The organism is Thiomicrorhabdus indica, assembly GCF_004293625.1.
Lineage (GTDB): Bacteria > Pseudomonadota > Gammaproteobacteria > Thiomicrospirales > Thiomicrospiraceae > Thiomicrorhabdus > Thiomicrorhabdus indica.
Window position 1 is genome coordinate 1,943,908 of record NZ_CP033040.1, and the last position, 20,992, is coordinate 1,964,899.

Sequence of the window (20,992 nt, forward strand, 5' to 3'; positions counted from 1 at the left end):
ATATATCTCCTTTTTACAATCTCTCAAAATCTAAAGAAAGCTTTCGAGAATGTTTCTAGTATTGAGTCGTCTTGTGAACGCCATACTAGTAATATTTTTACCTTCGGAAAATTCTTTTAGACTTTTCCTATATCCCTTAACGGCAATAAATAGAGAACTTTAGAATTTTTTTAATTTTTTTTTAAAAGGAGATTTATTATGGGAATTTCGGAATAAAAAAAGCCGCATTTCATTCAATACGGCTAACACAAGGGAATTAAACAAATCGTATTTCAGGCTTGTTTCATCAAGACTCTAAGCGGTTAACCTAAAGCCTTGAAAAACACTCCTAACGGTACAGACTATCTAATTAAGCTCAATACATTTTGTGAGCTCTGATTAGACTGTGACAACATACTCATACCCGCTTGTTGTAGAACCTGAGTTCGAGCAAGGTTGGCACTTTCTTTTGCAAAGTCTGCATCCTGAATCGATGAACGAGAATCTTGAATGTTCTCATTAATATTTTGTAGATTCGAGACAGTAGATTCCAATCGGTTTTGCAAAGCCCCCCAATGTGCTTGCATGTTTTTGATGACCGACAAGCTACCATCAATGGCTGTAAGCGCAGTTGAAGCAAGAGCAACACCTGAACCATAGGTTGAAATACCACTCTGCAACGTAACCGCCGCACCAATTGCACTTAAAGTCGAGAAGTTAAGCATTGCGACAGCAATTCGGTTATTTGAACCGGCTTCCCATCCAACATGTGCTTTAAACGCAGATGCATTATCTCCAGCTACCGATAAAGCACCAGCACTTGTATTGGCAAAAGTAGCCGCTACCGCAGCGGAACCAAATGATGATGCATTCATGATGTTCATGCCATTGAATTTGGTAGTATCAGCGACACGTTGGATTTCTTCCTGAAGCTGACTAAACTCTGCTTGCATCTGTTTACGGTTGTCGTTGTTGTAGGTACCGTTCATGGATTGAACACCCAATTCACGCATACGTTGCAACATATTGACAACTTCTTCTGTCGCACCATCAAGCGTCTGAAGCATACCAATTGAGTCATTAGCGTTTCGGATTGCTTGATCAGTCCCTTTGATTTGAGTGGTCATTCCAGTTGCTACCGCAAGACCCGCAGCATCATCTGCCGCTTTGTTGATTCTTAAACCTGAAGTCAAACGTTCCATTGATACGGATTGTTCACGAGAAGTTTGATCCAAGGTACGTTGGGCGTTGATGGCACCCATATTTGTGTTGATTACCATTGCCATGATATATCTCCTTTTCCTTGTATGTATCAGGTGCCTTGAAGCTTAAGTCTCAACACCGTCAATATTATTCAGCTTATTGCAGTAGTGACATAACTTGCTGCGATTGCTGATTCGCTTGAGAAAGCATACTCATACCTGCCTGCTGAAGAACTTGAGTTCGAGCCAAGTTTGCACTTTCTTGAGCAAAGTCTGCATCCATGATGCGTGAGCGTGATGCATTGATGTTTTCATTTACATTCTGTAAATTCGACACCGTTGATTCCAAACGGTTTTGAAGAGCACCCCAGTTTGAACGCATGTTATTTAACACTGAGATTGCTGTATCAATCACCGCTACAGCTTGTGAGGCGATTGCTACACCCGAACCATAAGTTAGACCGCTTCCAGCAGCACCGGTTGAGTGCAAGCGAACAGTCGCTTGAATGGCTGATAGTGATGAGAAGTTAAGTAAAGGAACTGCAATTCGATTGTCTGAGCCAGCTTCCCAACCCACATGTGCTTTGAAAGCGGATGCGTTATCACCAGCAACCGATAGTGCCCCTGCACTGGTTGTAGCAAAGGTCGCAGCGACTGCGGCAGAACCGAACGAACTTGAATTCATGATATTCATACCATTGAATTTAGTGGTATCGGCAATTCGCTGAATTTCACTTTGTAGCTGTTTAACCTCAGCTTGCATTTGAAGACGGTTATCATCGTTGTAGGTACCGTTCATTGACTGAATACCTAGCTCACGCATACGTTGCAGCATGTCCATGACTTCTTCGGTAGCGCCATCAAGTGTTTGCAACATACCGATTGAGTCATTTGCATTACGAATTGCTTGGTCTGTACCCATGATTTGAGTTGTCATCCCAGTTGCAACCGCAAGACCCGCTGCATCATCTGCTGATTTATTAATACGAAGACCTGAAGTTAAACGCTCCATTGCATCCGACTGTTGACGAGACGTGCTGTCAAGTGTACGAACCGCGTTTAGTGAAGCCATATTTGTGTTGATTACCATTGCCATGATAGTTCTCCCTTGTGATGTTTGATCACTTAATTACTTGTGTAAAAAATCATTATTTTTTAAATTAAGGCAGTGTTTCCCGCCTTCAATTTAGTTAACGAACAACAAGGGATTTTCTTTAGATTTTTTTTGAAATTTTTTATTAAATTTCAATTAGTTAGACAGGTAAAAACAGAAGATAAATTGTGGGTTATTATTTATAACGGCGTAAAACCTAGAAACTTGAATAAAAAAACGACTTTCGGCCTACGAAAAACAAAAAAGCCGGTAAAAACTACTTTTTACCGGCCGGTAGTAAACTTTGATTGATTCCGAAAATCAGTGTGTTGTTTGAAGTAATTGTTCTTGCATCGTTAAAGCGGCAGTATTATTCGAATCATGCTCTAGCACTTCAGATATCAACATTTGTGCTTCAGTTTTTTGATTTGACTGAATATACAAGGCAGCGAGTTTATTCTTCACCGAAATCTTATCCGGATGTTTTTCCAAATACATCTGTAAAACCTCTATTGCTCCATTCTGATTTCCCAAGACTTTTAACATATCCGCATAGGGCAACATATAGTCTAAGTTAATCTTAACCAACCTCTCTAAAACTTCTAAAGCCACAGAGTAGTCTTCGAGATTGACAGCAATGGGTAACATTTTTTTCAACGCCAAGTGACGAAGTGCAGGAAGCTGAATAGGCTCATAGAGATTAAAAGCTTCAACAGAATTACCCTTTAACTCTTCGGCCATGCCCTTCAACAAAGACAAAAAATCTTGTTGCTGCGATCTATTATCTTCTTTAAATCCAGCTACGTGATCAATGATGGTCTCAATTTCAGTCAAATTATTCTTAGCAAACGCATTATTCGCACGGGCCAAGATCTTCGAAACGTTGTTTACGTTTTGATCAAGCATCTTTTGATACTGATGATCTGTTGCATCAAATTCACTTTTAAAAGCATCGACTGCTTTATTTAAGACTTGCAAATTCTTATCATCTAAAGTCTGTGTATCATGCCATTCTCGCCATTGAAGTGAACGTCCAAACTCACCCCATTTTTTCCATTGCTCAAAAAGCTCAACTGGCAGTATTTTGTTTTGCAATTCTCCCAACCGCAACTCAGTGCGCTGAATCGATTGTTCAATTAAATTGCTCAATGCTTGACTGATCGTTTTCATTCCTCCAAAAAATGCTTTTAACTGCCCAATCACCTCTTCATTCGTCATGGCACTCTCATCCTCAATCGGCCTGAATGATTCTGAAAAGATGGCGGCCTGATAACTGGTTATAAAATTCCCATCTTGACCCACATAGAAATTAACTTTCTTCTGCAGTTTTTTGATTTTCTTAACATTATTATTCTGAATCTGGCCTTTTTTATCGTAGACCTTTTCTGAAAGTCTCTCTCCCTCACGAGAAATCTCAAAAAGCTTTTTAAAACGTTTTTGCTGTTTTTTTATAATATCCAGTGTTTCTGTAACCAGGCTCACCCGCTCATCTTGAGACAAGGTGAGCTCAACTTTTATCTCATCCATTAACTCAGATTTGAGGGGTTTATCCAGTTTAATAGATTCAACCGGCCGGTAAGTAACATTTTCCATTTTGGCTGAATGTAAACCTAAACTGATAAATTCTAAATTTGGCTTGTGGAGCAGATAAAAACGAATCATGCTCTCCATGGCTATTTTTGCAGAATAAAAATCATCCCCTGTTTCGGTCATATTGCCAGCATTATCCTCAAGCATCGCTTTTCCGTGATGCGCGACAGTATCTTTATGTTGGGCTTCAACACTGGTTGATTCATGCGTTTGACCTTTTGCGTAGCAGAAATCTATTCCCGACAAAAATAAGCGTGTTGCCCCCATGGTTGCAGCAATATGCAAAGCCGTATTGGTGACCGTTGGACCCGGCCCGTCATAATTCAACTCATCACTTTCTTCTTTCCAACCAAATCTTTGCCCTAAATAACAAGACAAACCTTTCCATTGACTAATTAGCCGGCGTTGCGCATGAAAACTGTGCACTAAAATACTGTACTCAGAGTGTGACAAAACAGCTTTTGAGTTATCAAAACTCCAAGGAAACGGATCAACTGTTACAAAAAAGTCCACCAAGATCCCTTCCTTTTCCATTCGTTTGGCAATTCGAGCAGCAGCAAAAATAATGAGCTTATCTTGATTCTCTCTAACCCAAACAATGGCATCATCCAAAGTGGGCCCACCACCTAGAATAATTGCATCACGACCTTCTAACTTTTCTCCCATTTCTCTTGCCGGTATCAAGTTATCAGCCAAATTCAGTAACCGTTGTTCTTCAAATACTTTGGCACTTTGACTATTGAGTTCAGAGCGGATGTAGTGACTGTATGCGACCTCAAACTCTTCCCATAACTTTCCATAGGGTGAATCTATCTTAGAATCCATCACGGCTAGAGACTTGATTAAATGCACCCGCCGGCGAATGACATAAGATCCAAAGACTCGATTCAGCTGATAAAAATCAAAATCTTGATTAAATGTCCAAATGTGTTTGTCTTTATCCTCAATCGATTCATAGGTATCCACATCTTGATCAAGGGCCTTTAGCACTTCATCAAACTCTATAAATAAGAAATTTGAAAACGTATGTTGGCGTTTGGTTTCGAAATACTTTTTTAATAAGCCAGAATCCGTACCTATCACCACATACAGGGCTTCTTGATCCTCAAGATATTCATTAAACAAAGGATTAAATATATCTTCAGAGGCCTCATTGGCAAAAGCCAAATGATTGACTGCTTTATAGAACGTCTCGCCGTATGCATTTGACACTGTGTCTTTTAAATCTAAGTCTTCCACTTTTACAACCATTCATTTTTTTATTGACAGTGAGAGAAGGTCTCACATTGAAATTTTTTGGATGAGTCTTATTATTCGATGATTCTTTGCATCACTTTTTCTGTAAGTGCTTGCCCATAGTTATAATCTTCAGGCGCTTTTTTTCCTAAAATCTTTGAAAGGCATTTTGGTGATACACCGTATCCTGGCCTAACACTCTTAACATTTTTAACTGTAAGGATCTCTCCCTGTTTGACATCTTTTACAAAATACAACGATCTGCGAAATTTCACATTGCCTTGTTCGCTGGATTTTCGACCATAATCAACCTTACCAAGGGCTTGCCAGGCGGTTTTAGCGCCTCTGCACAGTTCCCCAAGTTCATTAGGTTCTAGAGAAAAACTATCATCAGGGCCGCCACCCTTTCGGTCAAGAGTAACATGTTTCTCAATAATACATGCCCCAAGCGCAACCGCTGAAATCGCAGTTGTATTATCCAAAGTATGATCTGACAACCCAACAGGCAAATTAAAACGTTGCTGCATATCCAACAATGTATTCAAGTGGTAATCCTCTGCGGGTGCCGGATAACCACTCACACAATGGAGAATAGCTAACTCTTTACAACCACCATCTCTCGCGGCTTCTATCGCCTCGGCAATTTCTTGTGCATCTGCCATACCGGTAGAAATAATCATTGGCTTTCCAGTTTGCGCAACATATTTGATTAACAGTAAATCCACCGCCTCAAAACTAGCGATTTTGTATGCAGGCGCATTCAAATCTTCAAGTAAGTCTACCGCCGTAGTGTCAAACGGAGAGCTAAAAATCGTGATCTCTTTTGCACGTGCATAATCAAATAATGGTTTATGCCAACCCCAAGGCATATAGGCATTTTCATAGAGTTCATATAAACTTTGACCATCCCAAAGGCCACCTTCAATCATAAACTCAGGAGTCTTCATATTTAATGTAATCGTATCTGGCTTATAGGTTTGCAATTTAACCGCATCCGCCCCTTGTGCTTTTGCCATATCAATAATTTTATAAGCATTGTTTATATCCCTGTTATGATTCGCGGACATTTCTGCTATGACATAGGGAGGATAATCAATGCCAATATTACGGCCATTAATTTTCATAGGGTATGCTCTCAGTTAACTGTTTTGTCATATGAATAAGAGTCTTTGATTCCTGCTGACTTTGATACGTTTCAATAAATCCGAATTTTTTATATAAACATATTGCAGCATAATTATCATCATAAACAACTAAGTCTAATTCGTTTAATTTCAAAATCTTTAGCGCATAATCTAGCGCTAAAATCATCAAAGCCGTACCTTGTCCTTTCTCTGCCAAAAAGGGGTTAGCAAAAATACCAAATTCAGCACGACGCTGTTCATTGTCAATATCAGTAAAGTTAAGGGTACCGATGATTTTTTCTGCCCGCTGCACCATAAAAAAACGTCGGTCAATTCGTGATTTCAAAGAGCCTACAAAAGCCAAATGTTCAGATTCTGTAATCATTTTCTGTTGATGCATCCATTTGCGAATGCTTTCATGATTACGCATTGCCAAAACAAATAACGATTGTTTAGGCGTTAAAGCAGTGTAAGGAAAGAATACATGTCCTTCTTGGTTTTGATAGCTCTGACTCAGCATATTTGTAACTCTACTCGCACCTTGACCATCAACTAATCGTGAACTGTTCTCAGTCAAATCTTTCAACTGATTTAACGCATCTCGAACAACTTTCGGCAAAAACGATACCTCATCTAAAATTTGCACTACATTAATTGAAGATAAGGCTTCGGCAATTTGACGCTGATTTTCGGCAATCACCAGCTGAATCGTCGGTAAACCTAAACAACAACGTTCCCAAGTCGTTGACCCTGCCGCGCCAATCGCTATATCGGCATTGGCCATAATTTCGGCCATATTCGCGACATTGGTTTTGATTTCAATATCAAAAGGCATGGCTGCGGCTTGGTATTGAACCGTTTGCAAGTGTGGTGCGTTCGCCCCCATTACAACAATAATTTTCTCTTGTCCTGATAAGGGAACATTGCTCATCTGAGCAAGAATTTTCCCAGTGTAATTATCTGGATCAACACCGCCCATCGTGATCAAGATATTCTCTACCGTGTTCTTATCTGTACGGCGATTCAAGCTGTAATCTCGCCACTCAGCAAACTCTGAGCGCAATAAGCTATAGTCTGCACCCGCTAAAATTTGACAATGGTCTGGGACTAAATGTTGATATTTTGCCGTCGTGGCGCCATAATTCTGATCGAGTAACCAATCACACAAATGTTCCCGATCACCTAAATCATCAATTACCATCAATTTTTCACAATACGGTTTAAGTTGTGTTTGCCAATTTTTATCTAATGCATAATGATCAACAATCAACCAATCAACGGGTTTATTATGCAAAAACTGGGCGCACTGCTCAGCGTCTTGCTGTTGCGTTACGCCCAACCAATCAGAATGAAATAGAGTCTCATCGGAATAACTATTCGGTTGAGCTAGCCTTGCAACCTCATACCCCTTTTGTTCTATTAATTGAATCAGGTGACCAGAATGTGGCCGGCATAAAAACAGCACATCAATTCCTTGATCACGCAGGACAGCCGCTAGAGTTAAACATCGCATGACATGCCCAGTGCCTATTTTTATAGAGGCATCGACTCTAAAAACGACTTTCACTCGGAAGTTTTTTCCATTAAAAACCAGTTAATATCATCTTGTGGCCAGTTTTGATCACGACGATATAGAAAACCATAATCCAGCAAACGGACATTTGGATGTCGGTCCATGAGCTCCCCAGAAAAATCTCGTTTAAACAACTTATCACTATGACCTCGATAAGGAATTGAGGTCGGAGACGGACTGTAATATTCAGCCACAAGAATATAGCGATTACTCAAAGCCACCATTTTGTCGTAAACATCATTCAAAACATCAGGGGATAAATGAATCATTACCCCTTTGGTAAATACCAAATCAAATTTTTGATTCACGGGATATTCTAAAATCGACCCTTCAAAAACATTCTCAATAAAACTTGATTTTCTCAATTGCTCTGCGGCTTTGGGGTTAATTTCAATCGCGTTTAGGCTTACATTTGGCATTAGAGCAGATAGACTACGTAAATTCATACCAACATTTGCACCCATTTCTAGTACCGAAGAAACATCTCGAGTGGCTGCGAATACTTTTGAAAAGAAGGCCAAATTTGCCGCGAGTAATTCCTTACTTTGATTTCGTTCTATATAATCATCACCGAAACTTCCTGCCCAAAAAGCTTCTTGTTCTGTCTTAAATGTCATAATTTCCCTCTTTGTACTAGAGCCTCGTAAATCAACTCAGCAAAAAACCAATCTTCTGGTGTATCAATATCAACAACTCGCCAATGTGGAATCACCATTCCTGCCCCTATTTCATGGGGACTCTTGCCAGAGAGCCATGCATCAACAGTACCTATATAAAATTGGCCGACATCGTAATAAACTTTCTCTAAGTCTTGGCTTCTTTTAAAAGTGTTTTCTTGAAATAGAGGACTCATTTTTCCTAAAGAGTCTCTTTGTAAAGCACGCTTAACATGAGATGGAAATTCGGTAACAGGAAAAACATAACTAGGCTCTAAACTTTCATCGATAATTCGATAAGCTTCTTGTAAGTCTTCAACACGAATAAAGGGAACACAAGGATAGATACAGGCAACTAAATCACAGGATTTTCCAATAGAACCAAGATACTCAATAGCATGAGCAATAACCGCATTGGTTGTTGTATGATCGTCTGCTAATTCTTCAGGGCGCTGAATCACAGAAATGCCAGCTTCCTCAGCAATATCTTGTATTTCTATAGATTCACTGCTCACGTATATTTCATCAAAAATATTTGCTTTTTTAGCCGCTTCAATCGCGTAGCAAATCATTCTCTTCCCAGCAAACTCTTTAATATTTTTTCTCGGGATTCTTTTGGAACCACCACGTGCAGGAATCACACAGATTTTCATTTAAATGACCTACTTCTTTTGGTTTGTATAAGAGGGATAACGGCTAGAAATACATTTGCTTGAGGCGCATTGTCTTCCTTTCCGAAACGAGAAGAGGAGTAATAACTAACGTATAATTTTTCATCTTTTTCAACCATTCCCGGATAGCTGCAATCACCATAACTTGGCAGAGTCCGCCAAAGCTTTAACCGGCCGGTATTTTTATTGAGTTTATAGAGATTCGTTTTGGCGGTCCAGCGCTTAAAATTAATATAGCGGCCTGCGACAACACACTCACCGTTGGAGAGTGTAACCAGCTTGGGGCCTCCAATATGTTTAGCAAGCACTTGCCAATTCCAATTTTTTAACCGGCCGGTAGAGTTTGCCAACACAGCCTTTCCACCATTCGGCGCATCCCTCCTGCTTAAGCACCACAAATTTTCACCGTCAGATAACAAGGAGCTTTCATTCGTGAAAACCTGTAAGTCTGGGAAAAAGTCTTCCACCCATTTTTGCCAATGCAATCCATCGTCTGAGCGATACAAACAGCCATTTAAATCATTGCCACCATAACCAACGCTATAGGCTTTGCCTTGATGCCAAGTCACTGCCCAGCGCCATGTACCTTCGCTGGTTACATCCAGAAGCGGCTGTGACCAAATGCTTTCCCCTAACTGTTGTTCCAATTTCCATGCCACAGAATACAGTCGACTTTTAGCCATCGAGTACACCGCCCATCGAATTCCCGCAGTTAGGATTAATTCATTATCTGGTCGAATACTTAATTTTGGATCTCTTAAATCTCCACCTTGCCAACTTAAACGACTATGTTCCTGCCAAGTTTTCGCATCATTAGATGACAAAACTACAATTTGACCATCCAGTGACATGTGGGTAGAACCTTCACGAAAAACACAAAACCACTGGCCATTGAAAAAGCTTAAATCGGTAAAAGCACTATGATTTTCAGACTGCCAAAGAGGGATGACTTGCATTACCCACCTTTCGCTAAAATTTGTAACACGGTTGTAATGACAAACGCCTGCTCTTGAGGCTCAAGCGTTTGGTGCAGAGGCAAACTAATCGCGTGCTGATAATAATTTTCCGCATTGGGGAAATCACCCAATTTAAAACCAAACTGCTGATAATACGGTTGAGTATGCACGGGGATATAATGCACATTCACACCGATACCTTGTGCTCGAAGCTGTTCAAACACTTCTCGACGGTTGAGTCTTTGAGGTAGTTGAATTGGAAACAGATGGAAAGAAGAATAAGAATCATCCGATTGAAACGGCAAAATCAAATCTGTGTTGGCAAAGGCTTCAAAATAGATTTTTGCCAGCTCATGACGTTTTGCAACAAATTGATCTAAATGCTGCATTTGACTTAAACCTAAAGCCGCTTGCAGCTCTGTCATTCGATAGTTAAAACCCAAATCTATTTGCTGATAATACCAAGCCCCTTCAGGCTCTTTACGCATCAAATGTTCGTCACGCGTAACACCATGACTGCGTAATTGCTGCATTTTCTCGACAAGTTTTGCATCATTTGTCGTCGCTAAACCACCCTCAGCAGTCGTAATAATTTTCACTGGATGGAAGCTAAACACCGTAATATCGGAAAACTGACAATTCCCTACCGGCCGGTCAAGATATTGACTACCGATCGCGTGCGAAGCATCTTCGATAACTTTAAAGCCGTATTCTTGAGATAGCTGCCGTATACGCTGCATATCGCACGACTGGCCAGCAAAGTGGACTGGAATAACAATTTTCGGCAGGCAGTTATTAGCTTTGGCTTTAATAAGTTTTTGCTCAAGCGCATCTGAACACAGATTGTAAGTTTGAGGGTCAATATCAACAAAATCGACCTTAGCGCCACAGTAAAGTCCACAATTTGCGGATGCTACAAAGGTATTGGGTGAAGTCCACAACCAATCACCTTTGCCTAAACCCAATGCCAAACAAGCAATATGCAGTGCGGAAGTCGCACTATTGACTGCCACTCCGAACTGAGTCCCACAATAATCAGCAACCGCTTGCTCAAATGCCGGGAGCTTGGGGCCTTGGGTAAGAAAGTCGGAATTTAAAACCTCAACGACTGCTTCAATGTCAGCAGCATCAATCGACTGGCGACCATAAGGAATCATTAGAACTCTTTAGCGAATTGCATTGTAGTGTTGGATTTGCTCAACACTCAAAAAATCAGGATTATCACCGGAACAGTAGGCAAAACTTTCTTCAACCAATTGCCCTTTTTCACCGAGCGCATTGCATGAATAGTCATTGCCGCGAGAGGTAAAGGTAATGGTCGGTGCAATCACAAAATGATCTGCAAATTCATACGTGTGATTTGCATCGTCTTCTGGACACATGATCTCATGCAATTTTTCGCCCGGACGAATACCCACAATTTCATGTTCTCCATTTGGCAACATTGCCTGCGCCAAATCCATAATTCGAATCGAAGGGATTTTAGGAACAAATACTTCACCCCCTTCCATGCGCTCGAAATTCTTCAGAACAAAGTCAACACCCTGTTGCAAGGTAATCCAAAATCTTGTCATACGAGTGTCGGTAATCGGTAAACGATTTGCTCCCTCATCGATCAATTTTTGAAAAAATGGTACGACCGAACCACGAGAGCCCACCACATTGCCATAACGAACCACGGAAAATTTGGTTGGGAGCTTGCCGGCAATATTATTTGCCGCCACAAATAACTTATCGGAAGCCAGTTTTGTTGCACCATACAAATTTACTGGGTTCGCCGCTTTGTCGGTCGACAAGGCAATCACTTTTTCGACTTTGTTTGCCAATGCGGCTTGAATGACATTTTCCGCACCCATAATGTTGGTCTTAATACATTCCATCGGGTTGTACTCTGCAACTGGAACGTGTTTGAGGGCCGCCGCATGAATCACAAAATCGATTCCAGCCATCGCTTGGTTTAGACGATCTGCATCACGTACATCACCAATAAAATAGCGCATTTGGGGTGAATTGAATTTCTGTTGCATCTCATACTGCTTCAGCTCATCTCGTGAGTAGATCACGATACGTTTCGGCTGATAACGCTCAAGCAGCGTTTGTACATAGCGATGCCCAAAAGAGCCCGTTCCGCCAGTAATAAGAATCGATTTATTGTCAAACATTTTATCTACATCACTTTATACTGATTTTTGTGAAAGAATATCATTACTAACGACATGTTTAATCATTTCTTTAAAGGTTTCAATGCAAATTATTTTATACGACACTGAGTTTACCGCTTGGGAAGGCTCCCAAGAACGTAATTGGAGTCTACATTGGGAATACAAAGAGATCATTCAATTCTCCGCCAAAAAACTTCATCTCACGGCCCAAAACTTTGATTTAATTGATGAATTTCATACATTTGTGAAGCCCATCAAGAATGTACAGCTTTCCAATTACATCATGGAATTAACCAAAATAAACCAAGATCAAATTGAACAAGGCCTGTCTGCGCAACAACTGTTTTCTGAAATTCATCAATTTTCCGAAAATTTTGAGGTGCCAATGTATAGTTGGGGAAATGATTTACATGTCCTTGAAGAAACCGCTCACATCCACAATATCTGCTTAAAGCACCTAAACAGTTGTGATTTAAGACCAATATTTGAACAATTTAGCATAAATACCAATGTTTCTAGTGGTCAGCTGTTTAAAAACTTTGACATTGACTTGTCTATTCAAGAGCATAATGCACTTGACGACACCCTCAGCCTTTATGAATCTCTGAAACAACTCCATAAACAAAATCCTAAAAAGCTAGTGACACTGTTTACAGATGAGAGCCCTTAGATTGAAACATCACTAAGAAAAAACTTTACGATAATTCTGTTTCGCTCTAGTCACTTTTTGAACATAGTTGCGAGTTTCTTCTGAAGGATGCTGATAAATCAACCTTTGCAAGACACTTTGCTTGCTTAAGGCGTTAATTCTTTCAATCGCCAACTCTGAGCTTTTTCCAAATAATTTGATTACGGTATTCAGTCCGCCATTGTAGGAGGCGATTGCCAGTAATTCTCTTTTATCCCTGTCTTCTACATCAGCAAAATAAAATTCATCCAACAGCTGCAAATAAGCCGTACCAATACGAATATTTTCCTTAGGGTTAAACAATGCCTCTTTCGATGGCGCAACATTTTTACCATCAACGTATTGGTAAACGTCCCTACCTGCCGAATTCGCTTTGATTTGCATCAATCCAAGTGCATTAGATTTACTCACCGCCTTGGGATTAAACGCACTCTCAACTTCCATAATCGCGTAAATAAGCTCTTTATCAACCGAAAACTCACGACTAAAATGCTCTACAAAGTTAGCAAACGGAAGTTTTTTACCGGCCGGTAAAGTTTTAGATTTCACCGCTTTCGATCCTGTTAAATCAAGCAAGCTATAAAGTGGAATCGAAACTTGAACATAGGTTTTATTTTGATCTTCAATAACATTCCGATGAGTTTTAAGTAAGTTTTCAGCGTATGCATAGGCTTGAGCAGGATATCGAATGGGCTGCTTTGATGGACTTAATATACGTTGGAAATAATGCGGTTGTTCACGCAACCTAAATGGCGATTTATTTAACGTTGACTGCAACAATGCATAATTATCCATTGGATCAGGACTGAGCATAAACCGAGCTAATAGCTGTTTCATGAGGTTTTCAGAAAATAGCGACTTTTCAAACTCAAGTACAATTTCATCTGGATACTCAACCACGACTAACGCTTGTAAAAGCTCGTCTAAACTGGGTTGAGCCGGTTTCACAATAGCTTTAGAAGCTTCTAAGTCCTGCACTTTACGGTATTCAGGTTTTGAGTCAATTGGCTTTGGTGCAATGATTTGTTCTGACTGCGCAACCCTTGATAGCGAAGTGCTTTTAAATGCAACAGGCGCATCATCTTTAAAATCTAAGGAAGCTATTTCTTGTGGAGACGAATCAGTATGAAGACTTTTTACAGACTGGTTTGGGTCAGTCGTCTTTTGAACACGATTATTTTCAGCAGATTCCTCAACGGTGGCTATGGTGTTTTCTGAATGGACACTAAAATAAGCCGGACGTGATACATCAACAGCTCCGATAGTCTGCGACGAAACGTTTTGTATGATTTGACTAGGATGAGGTTGAGAGTTATTCAGACTATTCCACTGGAAAAAATGAGAGCTATAGGCTGCCCCCACAAGCAAAACCGTTGTGAACGACAATATCCAAGGATTTAGTATGTAAGAATTTTGACTCATGCTCAGCCTCCATACTGAGCATTAGCAAATAAAAGGCCAAACAATTAACGTAAATAGTTAAATAGTGACATATCCTGAACGCGAGTGAAGACTTGTTGTGCCATCTGCAAAGCATTTTGCTGTTTAGTCAAATCAGTAATTCCTTGAACTATGTCCATATCTTCCAAGGTCATTCTGCGCTCTTCCAAAGACAGTTTAAAGATTTCACCGCCATCATATTGGGATTCGATGCGGTTTTGGCGGCCACCAATCTCAGCCCTTACTTGAGATAAATTCTCCAATGAAGCATCCATATCCAGAATAATTTCATCTGGTGGCGCATCACCCGATTCTAAATGTTTCTGGAATTGAACCATTACATTTAATATATTATGGTCAGGTTGATCAACTAGAGGAGTGCCCGTACCATCTACAAACTGTGTCTGGCCACCTGGAACCCCAAAAACACGTTCCCCATTATCCGTAATACGAACCCTTGAAGAATCCCCTAAATCATTTGGTGCCAAAAAGTTGTTATCATCGAAACCGATTTGTACAAAACGAGAACCATAATTGGCTTGGACATCGTAATTAGGCGAATTCTGACTCCCCACGTAAGCGTAAAAATCAGGATTATTTACATCCACAGTAAATGCTTCAGGTTCGTCAACATTACTTCCTGCAAACAATTTTTCGCCTTCTGAGTTGGTATAGTTCATCATATTACGCATCTGTTCAATAATTTGTCCGACCTCAGCAGCCGTTTGCTTTCGGTTAGCCTCATTATAAGTATCATTCGACATTTTTATCGCCAATTCACGTGCACGTTGAATGGAAGAAATACTGTCCGAAATCGCGGTTTCTTCTAACACTAATTGGCTTTTCGCATACTCACCATTCTTTGCATATTGATTAATCGTCGACATGGTTTGTTTCAATGCATTGATCTGCGTCATTGCTACAGGATCATCACTTGGCGTATTAACTCGCTTTTCCGTACTTAATTGCAGCGAAGTTTTAAGGATATCAGCCTGATGTTTTTGTATGGAGGTGACGCCTTGATTATGAAATTGATTAGTTGAAATTCTCATTTTACCCCCTTACAACACTTAGAAGTGTTTGGAACAGTGACTGCGATGTACTGATAATTTGAGCAGATGCATCATATGCTTGTTGGTATCTCAATAAATTCACCGCTTCCTCATCCAAACTGACGCCCGATAAAGAGTCTCGGCGATCAGTTAATTGCTGAAACACATTTTCTTGAGCCGTTAACTGGATTTCAGAACTCCTCACATACATTCCAACATTGGCAGACATAATTGAATACCCCCCTAATAAAGTAGAGGTTGCCTGATCATTTGCATCACTTAATAAAATTGATTTTGACTGCAAACCTGCCATATTAGCGATATTGGTATTATCACCATAGGCTGCTGCTTCAGGGGGACTAGAATTTGACAATGGAGTACCTGAAACACCTGGAGGAACAAGGCCAGTTTCAACTGGGGACTGCCCTCTCGCCGCAACCATATCAGGGTCATCAACCAACACAGCAAAATCTTCTAAAATGTCCTGATGTGGTTTCACAACAAATTTATCACCTTGACTATAAACCCCATTGTCTCCTTTAAATTCAAAGCCATCAATGAAGGTCTCTGTAGTACCGTCTCGATCAAAACTTCCCAACGCTTCATTCGTTTTTCTATCAAAGACATCAAATTGATCCGTTACAGAATTAAATCTTAACTCATACTCTCGCGGTTGCATTTGACCGATTTCTTTAATCGCTTGATCGAAATATGCTTGTTTTTCCCCATACGAATCTGGTTGAGGATTCACACTGTAAGGAGGCGTACCATTTAGCCCTGTCAGAGCAGTCGTGTCAGGGTTAAACATAATCGAAATCCCTGAACCATCGTCGCTTAAGTCGTCATTATTTGAATTGTCTAGAACCTTACCGACTAAAGGAGAGAATAAGCTCTCACCCGGGTCACCATTCAAATCCCAACCTTGGTAGTGTTGCCAGTTCATTGACGCAGTCATACCATTTAAAGTTAAACCCAAATCGTTTTGTGCTTTATCTAACATCTCGCTACGAAAATCCAGAACACCACCTAGCTGACCACCTTCAATTCGATCTGAAATCATAATTTTCTGACCAGAGATATTCATATACATTTCTGTACGGTTTTCATCTCTGTAAGGACCAAGCTCTGCCGACAAATAAGTTTTTTTATTGTCGGCTAAAAGAGGCAAATCACCGCCTGACAAGAAAATGTCAACCTGACCATCCTCTTGTGGATAGGTCTTAATGTCAATATATTGACTTAACTCCAAAATCGCTTGATCTCGCTGATCCAAAAGATCATTAGGGGCTTGAGTCCCTACCGCATAAGCTCGCTCAACTTGATCGTTAATTTTTTGAACCGCATCCAACCGATCATTAATTTCAATAGTCAATGAACCAATTTGATCATTTGTTTGTTTCTGCAAGTCACCTAAAACGCTAGTTAAATTGCTAATATGCGAATCAAGATTATCCAACTCATCTAAAAACATTTGACGAGTAGCGGTTGCGGTCGGATCTGAGGAAACCTCTTGAATACTATCAAAGGCTCGCTGCATAAATTCACGAACCCCTTCATCATTCCCCGCAATAATACCTTCCAGCTGAGTAGCCAAGCTTAGCGAAGAATCATATTTTTCAACAAGCGATTGTCCACTGTAAAGTTGGCGTTGAATGTAATCTGCTTGAATACGCTCAATAGTCGAAACTTTGGAACCACCACCAAGAAATTGCATACCAACGACACTAGGAGTGTTGCTTGAAATTTCTGCGCGCTGTCGTGAATAGCCGTCAGTATCCACATTTGCAATGTTATGGCTGGTCACATCCAAAGCACGCTTAAATGTATTTACCGCTTGAGTACCAATCTGTAACATGTCTGCCATCACATTCTCCTAAGTCGAGCTAACTCTCGGCTCTAAATTCTAAGTCTATTTTGAATTAACTACTTATTTTAACTTATTTCAAAAAAGGTCGAGCTTGCAGTGCATTCTGTGTCATTAACTCGGATGAAGCAGACTCTACAGAGTTAGACTCAGACTCTGCTTGCCGCTTCAATGCAATTAATTTCTCAGCTTCTTCAATTGAGTTCGCTTGAAGTCCAATCTGAGGTGCGAGCTGTTCAACAATTTTATCGGCCAATCCTAGTGAACCTTTAGAAGACAAATCTTGAGACAATTGTTTGTCATGCCAATCCTTGAAGAAATCCGCATCTTTGCCATCTAGCCAGCCATCATCAAAACTCACTTTTCTCGATTCTTTGAGAACCTGATTTAAAAACAAGGCTTCGAACTGCTCTGCAACAGGACGAAGTGCTGCACGCTCATCTTCACGTGCTTTTTGACGCAAGTCGTTCAACCCCTGAAGATTCATATAGTCTTTAGAAGTGTCCACTTTTGGCTGATTTGAATTTAAACTTTCCATAATTTTCTCCCGGCCGGTAATCTTTTCAAAGGCGATTAAATAATCATTAAATCTGCTTTTAACGCCCCTGCTTGCTTCAAAGCCTCTAAAATTGCCACTAAATCACCTGGTGCAGCGCCAACTTTATTCACGGCTTGAACAATGTCATTCAAAGAAACACCGCCACTGAACTTGAACATTCTAGCATCACCGGTCGCCTCCACATTCACAGTCGAATCAGGCGCAACCACGGTATCGCCATTTGCCAAGGCTCCAGGCTGACTCACACCCAAAGTTTCTGAAATCTTGACCGTCAATCCTCCGTGCGTCACTGCCGCAGAACTGACTCGGACATTCTGTCCAATCACAACAGTTCCTGTTCTGGAATTCACAATAATTTTTGCGGCCTCTTCACCCGGTTCAACTTCTATATTTTCTAAAATCGATAAAAATGCAACTCGCTGATTTGGATCACGAGGAGCCATCACTTCAACCGTTTCGGCATCCAAAGCACTTGCCGAACCTTGCCCAAGCTTTTCATTAATGGCATTCACTAAATTAGTTGCGGTTGTAAAATCCGCATTTTTTAAGTTTAACGCAATGGTATTACCCAGTTGAAATCCAGTATTCACGGTACGTTCAACGGTTGCACCATCTGGAATTCGTCCAACACTTGGCACATTAATCGTAATTCTAGAACCGTCAGAACCGCTCGCATCCAACCCGCCTACTACAAGATTACCTTGCGCCAAAGCATACACATTTCCATCCACCCCTTTTAATGGCGTTAATAGCAATGTTCCACCACGTAGACTTTTCGCATTCCCAAGAGAAGAAACTGTAATGTCAATTTTTTGACCTGGCTTTGAAAATGCAGGTAAATCGGCATGAACCGCAACAGCCGCAACATTCTTTGAATTGGTCGCAGTACCATCAGGAATTTTAATTCCGAATTTATTCAACATGCTCAATAAACTTTGTTCGGCAAAAGGCGTTTTATCACCAGAACCATTCAAGCCGACCACCAAGCCATAACCGACGAGTTGGTTAGAACGCACACCTGCAACATTCGCCAAGTCCTTAATGCGCTCAGCATAGGCCCAAGAACTGAATACAGTTAAAGCGATGAACACAACCCCAAATAGTCGAATTTTCATAGCATTTCTCCAGTCAAAAATTTTCATTATTATTGTAGATTAAGCATAGCACTGAACGTGCCAAACATTTCGCACTAAAATTTCAGAAAAGTGAAAAACAATACCGGCCGGTATAAATTTAAGAAAGAGTGAGGCGCTTGCTAGCTTTAGAAAAGAAAAAACCGACATGCAAAAAGGAGATAATAAAAACATGCCGGTGTGAAAATAGTCTGATCAAATTAGTGTTTTCAAAAAAACCACGATTGATTAAAACATCATTCGAAAAAAGTTAATTTTAAACAAACAAAAAGAGTGCCAAGTTATAGAACACAACTCTATAAAAACTTTCACCCTGCAAATATTAATGGCTATAATAGGCGCACTTTCCAATGACGTCTAGCAGACGTTATCACATTCGGGCCCTTAGCTCAGTTGGTTAGAGCATCCGACTCATAATCGGCAGGTCCACGGTTCAAGTCCGTGAGGGCCCACCATCAATTACTCAGTAAATTACAAAAAAATCTAAAACTTATATAATATTTCAATTATGTTTCGGTGAAATGCCCGTGTATCCGCCCGGAACGAAAATATAATCAAAATTATTTACTAACGCACAATAACTTCACACCTCTCTTTCATCTGTTGCGATATTAATTACTTGCCCAAATTTAATCCATCCAGTACTAAATCAATAAACTTTCCAATAAAAACATACTGACATAAAGTTGACGCTGCCTTTTAAAATTAAAAAGTAGGCTGTGTAATAAATTTAACTGTTACAAGCAACCCGACCCACATCATTTAACCTCATGGCTAACAGAATCACTATTCCGAACACTGCACAATTACTTGATTAAAACAGCCTTCTAAAAATCTTAATTAAAAAAGGGAGCAATTTGCTCCCTTATTGGAAAACGATGATGCTTTTTTAAATAAGCATAGTCATTACTAATTCGGGTTCGTTCCCGCCCAGTTAATCGTAAAGCTGTCACTGATTGTGTCACTGCCTGCATCGTCCAAGAAGTTGATTTGTACTTGGTAGTCTTCAGTGACCTGTGTCGACGCAACACTCTGGAACTGTAACGCTTTATCCATCAGTGCCATATCTCCGGTGTTCCACAGGATCTGATACTGTCCTTGATAAGGTTCATGGTCTTGATTGCCATTCACCAATCCTCGGAAGGCTTCGCTTTGTGAGGTGGTTAAGACAGCTTGTTGATTGCCTTGGGTCAGGACACTTTGCCCTGTCACGGATAATTGCCATTCATTGCCTTGGCGCTGATAGCTTTGAGTGTAGCCATCTTGTAGTGCATTCCCCGAGCTTTGATCGCCAGCGGTGGCCGTTTGCGTTAAGCCATTTTGTACGGTACTGGTTAAGACAAGGCCACCATTGGTATTGATCTCTAATAATCGATTCCCATCCAGTGCAAAGGTTGCGGCTTGGGTTTGTACCGTTAAATGGGTGTAGGTCAGCAGTGCTTGGTGTTCTGTGACGGTTTGAGTGGCTTGGTAAGCGTATTGCAGGGTTCCGTCTAAGAGCATAGTTCCACTGTCTGTGGTGATTTGACATTGGTTAAAGGTGTAGCTCATGGATTCACCTTCAAGGGTGACTTGTCCATCACTGTTGAGGTCGACCATTTGTGGCGTGGCCGAGCCGCTGTCACAGGCCGCATTGGGTTGAATCACATTGTCATACGCGAGTTTGGCGGCTTGTGGGTAGTAAAACAGTGCTTTAACCACTTCTTGTGGTTGATCCCCGTTGGCATAGGGTTGTAGGGTTTCTGTGAACACGTACATGGCTCGTTGGAAGGCGACACCGTAATCTAGCGCATCGCTGGCGGTGAGTTCCAGTGCTTCCGGCGTGGTTGGTTCTGGATCGGTGCCTGGATCGGTATCTGGGTCCGGTTGTTCAATTGGGGTGTCTGGGTTCGAGCTTCCGCCGCCTCCGCCACAGCCCACTAACGATGTGCTTAGCGCTAGTAACAGGGCTAGGTTGAGTTTATTTAGTCGGTTTAGGTTGTTTGAGTTATTTGAGGTTGTTTTCATAAAATTC

At 40.7% G+C, this 20,992-nt stretch carries 17 protein-coding genes and 1 tRNA gene; 2 read left to right on the forward strand and 16 right to left on the reverse strand.

The window, feature by feature from the left end; all coding sequences use genetic code 11:
* Positions 1–341: 341 nt before the first annotated feature.
* From D9T12_RS08605 to pseB, 10 genes are all read right to left on the reverse strand, one after another.
* Positions 342–1,265, reverse strand: coding sequence for a flagellin N-terminal helical domain-containing protein (locus D9T12_RS08605; protein WP_130537793.1), 924 nt, complete (start codon positions 1,263–1,265; stop codon positions 342–344).
* 73 nt (positions 1,266–1,338) lie between these two features.
* Positions 1,339–2,277 (reverse strand): flagellin N-terminal helical domain-containing protein, encoded by a 939-nt coding sequence (locus tag D9T12_RS08610; RefSeq protein ID WP_130537794.1) that lies wholly within the window; start codon positions 2,275–2,277, stop codon positions 1,339–1,341.
* A gap of 318 nt (positions 2,278–2,595) precedes the next feature.
* A complete protein-coding gene (locus tag D9T12_RS08615; protein ID WP_130537795.1) occupies positions 2,596–5,115 on the reverse strand; it encodes a 6-hydroxymethylpterin diphosphokinase MptE-like protein in 2,520 nt (839 codons plus the stop codon).
* Positions 5,116–5,174: 59 nt separating this feature from the next.
* Positions 5,175–6,224 (reverse strand): pseudaminic acid synthase, encoded by a 1,050-nt coding sequence (pseI, locus tag D9T12_RS08620; protein ID WP_130537796.1) that lies wholly within the window; start codon positions 6,222–6,224, stop codon positions 5,175–5,177.
* A complete protein-coding gene (gene pseG / locus D9T12_RS08625; protein ID WP_130537797.1) occupies positions 6,214–7,791 on the reverse strand; it encodes a UDP-2,4-diacetamido-2,4,6-trideoxy-beta-L-altropyranose hydrolase in 1,578 nt (525 codons plus the stop codon). Before pseG ends, pseI begins: the two co-directional genes overlap by 11 nt.
* Positions 7,788–8,414 carry a pseudaminic acid biosynthesis-associated methylase gene (locus D9T12_RS08630; protein WP_130537798.1) on the reverse strand — a complete coding sequence of 209 codons (627 nt, stop codon included), beginning with the start codon at positions 8,412–8,414 and terminating at the stop codon, positions 7,788–7,790. Before D9T12_RS08630 ends, pseG begins: the two co-directional genes overlap by 4 nt.
* A complete protein-coding gene (pseF, locus tag D9T12_RS08635) occupies positions 8,411–9,106 on the reverse strand; it encodes a pseudaminic acid cytidylyltransferase (protein WP_130537799.1) in 696 nt (231 codons plus the stop codon). Before pseF ends, D9T12_RS08630 begins: the two co-directional genes overlap by 4 nt.
* Positions 9,103–10,080, reverse strand: coding sequence for a sialidase family protein (locus tag D9T12_RS08640; protein WP_130537800.1), 978 nt, complete (start codon positions 10,078–10,080; stop codon positions 9,103–9,105). The genes pseF and D9T12_RS08640 overlap by 4 nt, the downstream gene beginning before the upstream one ends.
* On the reverse strand, positions 10,080–11,237 hold the full coding sequence (gene pseC, locus D9T12_RS08645) for a UDP-4-amino-4,6-dideoxy-N-acetyl-beta-L-altrosamine transaminase (RefSeq protein WP_130537801.1): 1,158 nt from the start codon (positions 11,235–11,237) through the stop codon (positions 10,080–10,082). Before pseC ends, D9T12_RS08640 begins: the two co-directional genes overlap by 1 nt.
* A gap of 9 nt (positions 11,238–11,246) precedes the next feature.
* A complete protein-coding gene (pseB, locus tag D9T12_RS08650; RefSeq protein ID WP_130537802.1) occupies positions 11,247–12,242 on the reverse strand; it encodes a UDP-N-acetylglucosamine 4,6-dehydratase (inverting) in 996 nt (331 codons plus the stop codon).
* Between the two features lie 82 nt (positions 12,243–12,324).
* Between pseB and D9T12_RS08655 the strand changes: the two genes are divergently transcribed.
* Positions 12,325–12,912, forward strand: a complete 588-nt coding sequence (locus tag D9T12_RS08655) for a 3'-5' exonuclease (protein WP_130537803.1) — start codon at positions 12,325–12,327, stop codon at positions 12,910–12,912.
* A 12-nt stretch (positions 12,913–12,924) separates the two neighbouring features.
* Here D9T12_RS08655 and D9T12_RS08660 read toward each other — a convergent pair whose 3' ends face one another.
* The 5 genes from D9T12_RS08660 to D9T12_RS08680 form a co-directional block, all read right to left on the reverse strand.
* Complete coding sequence (locus tag D9T12_RS08660) at positions 12,925–14,352, reverse strand: transglycosylase SLT domain-containing protein (protein WP_130537804.1); 1,428 nt, start codon at positions 14,350–14,352, stop codon at positions 12,925–12,927.
* 44 nt (positions 14,353–14,396) lie between these two features.
* Positions 14,397–15,422: a flagellar hook-associated protein FlgL gene (gene flgL, locus D9T12_RS08665; RefSeq protein ID WP_130537805.1), complete on the reverse strand. Its 1,026-nt coding sequence runs from the start codon at positions 15,420–15,422 to the stop codon at positions 14,397–14,399.
* Position 15,423: 1 nt separating this feature from the next.
* A complete protein-coding gene (gene flgK / locus D9T12_RS08670; protein ID WP_130537806.1) occupies positions 15,424–17,286 on the reverse strand; it encodes a flagellar hook-associated protein FlgK in 1,863 nt (620 codons plus the stop codon).
* A gap of 73 nt (positions 17,287–17,359) precedes the next feature.
* Positions 17,360–17,824: a rod-binding protein gene (locus tag D9T12_RS08675; RefSeq protein ID WP_130537807.1), complete on the reverse strand. Its 465-nt coding sequence runs from the start codon at positions 17,822–17,824 to the stop codon at positions 17,360–17,362.
* 35 nt (positions 17,825–17,859) lie between these two features.
* Positions 17,860–18,960, reverse strand: coding sequence for a flagellar basal body P-ring protein FlgI (locus tag D9T12_RS08680; protein WP_130537808.1), 1,101 nt, complete (start codon positions 18,958–18,960; stop codon positions 17,860–17,862).
* Between the two features lie 396 nt (positions 18,961–19,356).
* Here D9T12_RS08680 and D9T12_RS08685 point away from each other — a divergent pair.
* Positions 19,357–19,433 (forward strand) — tRNA-Ile (locus D9T12_RS08685).
* 454 nt (positions 19,434–19,887) lie between these two features.
* Here D9T12_RS08685 and D9T12_RS08690 read toward each other — a convergent pair.
* On the reverse strand, positions 19,888–20,985 hold the full coding sequence (locus tag D9T12_RS08690) for a hypothetical protein (protein ID WP_130537809.1): 1,098 nt from the start codon (positions 20,983–20,985) through the stop codon (positions 19,888–19,890).
* Positions 20,986–20,992: the final 7 nt, after the last annotated feature.

Bases quoted from the DNA above. Each gene is read 5' to 3' on its own strand.
- D9T12_RS08605 (WP_130537793.1), bottom strand. From the start codon at position 1,265: ATGGCAATGGTAATCAACACAAATATGGGTGCCATCAACGCCCAACGT.
- D9T12_RS08610 (WP_130537794.1), bottom strand. From the start codon at position 2,277: ATGGCAATGGTAATCAACACAAATATGGCTTCACTAAACGCGGTTCGT.
- D9T12_RS08615 (WP_130537795.1), bottom strand. From the start codon at position 5,115: ATGGTTGTAAAAGTGGAAGACTTAGATTTAAAAGACACAGTGTCAAAT.
- pseI (WP_130537796.1), bottom strand. From the start codon at position 6,224: ATGAAAATTAATGGCCGTAATATTGGCATTGATTATCCTCCCTATGTC.
- D9T12_RS08630 (WP_130537798.1), bottom strand. From the start codon at position 8,414: ATGACATTTAAGACAGAACAAGAAGCTTTTTGGGCAGGAAGTTTCGGT.
- pseF (WP_130537799.1), bottom strand. From the start codon at position 9,106: ATGAAAATCTGTGTGATTCCTGCACGTGGTGGTTCCAAAAGAATCCCG.
- D9T12_RS08640 (WP_130537800.1), bottom strand. From the start codon at position 10,080: ATGCAAGTCATCCCTCTTTGGCAGTCTGAAAATCATAGTGCTTTTACC.
- pseC (WP_130537801.1), bottom strand. From the start codon at position 11,237: ATGATTCCTTATGGTCGCCAGTCGATTGATGCTGCTGACATTGAAGCA.
- pseB (WP_130537802.1), bottom strand. From the start codon at position 12,242: ATGTTTGACAATAAATCGATTCTTATTACTGGCGGAACGGGCTCTTTT.
- D9T12_RS08655 (WP_130537803.1), top strand. From the start codon at position 12,325: ATGCAAATTATTTTATACGACACTGAGTTTACCGCTTGGGAAGGCTCC.
- D9T12_RS08660 (WP_130537804.1), bottom strand. From the start codon at position 14,352: ATGAGTCAAAATTCTTACATACTAAATCCTTGGATATTGTCGTTCACA.
- flgL (WP_130537805.1), bottom strand. From the start codon at position 15,422: ATGAGAATTTCAACTAATCAATTTCATAATCAAGGCGTCACCTCCATA.
- flgK (WP_130537806.1), bottom strand. From the start codon at position 17,286: ATGGCAGACATGTTACAGATTGGTACTCAAGCGGTAAATACATTTAAG.
- D9T12_RS08675 (WP_130537807.1), bottom strand. From the start codon at position 17,824: ATGGAAAGTTTAAATTCAAATCAGCCAAAAGTGGACACTTCTAAAGAC.
- D9T12_RS08680 (WP_130537808.1), bottom strand. From the start codon at position 18,960: ATGAAAATTCGACTATTTGGGGTTGTGTTCATCGCTTTAACTGTATTC.
- D9T12_RS08690 (WP_130537809.1), bottom strand. From the start codon at position 20,985: ATGAAAACAACCTCAAATAACTCAAACAACCTAAACCGACTAAATAAA.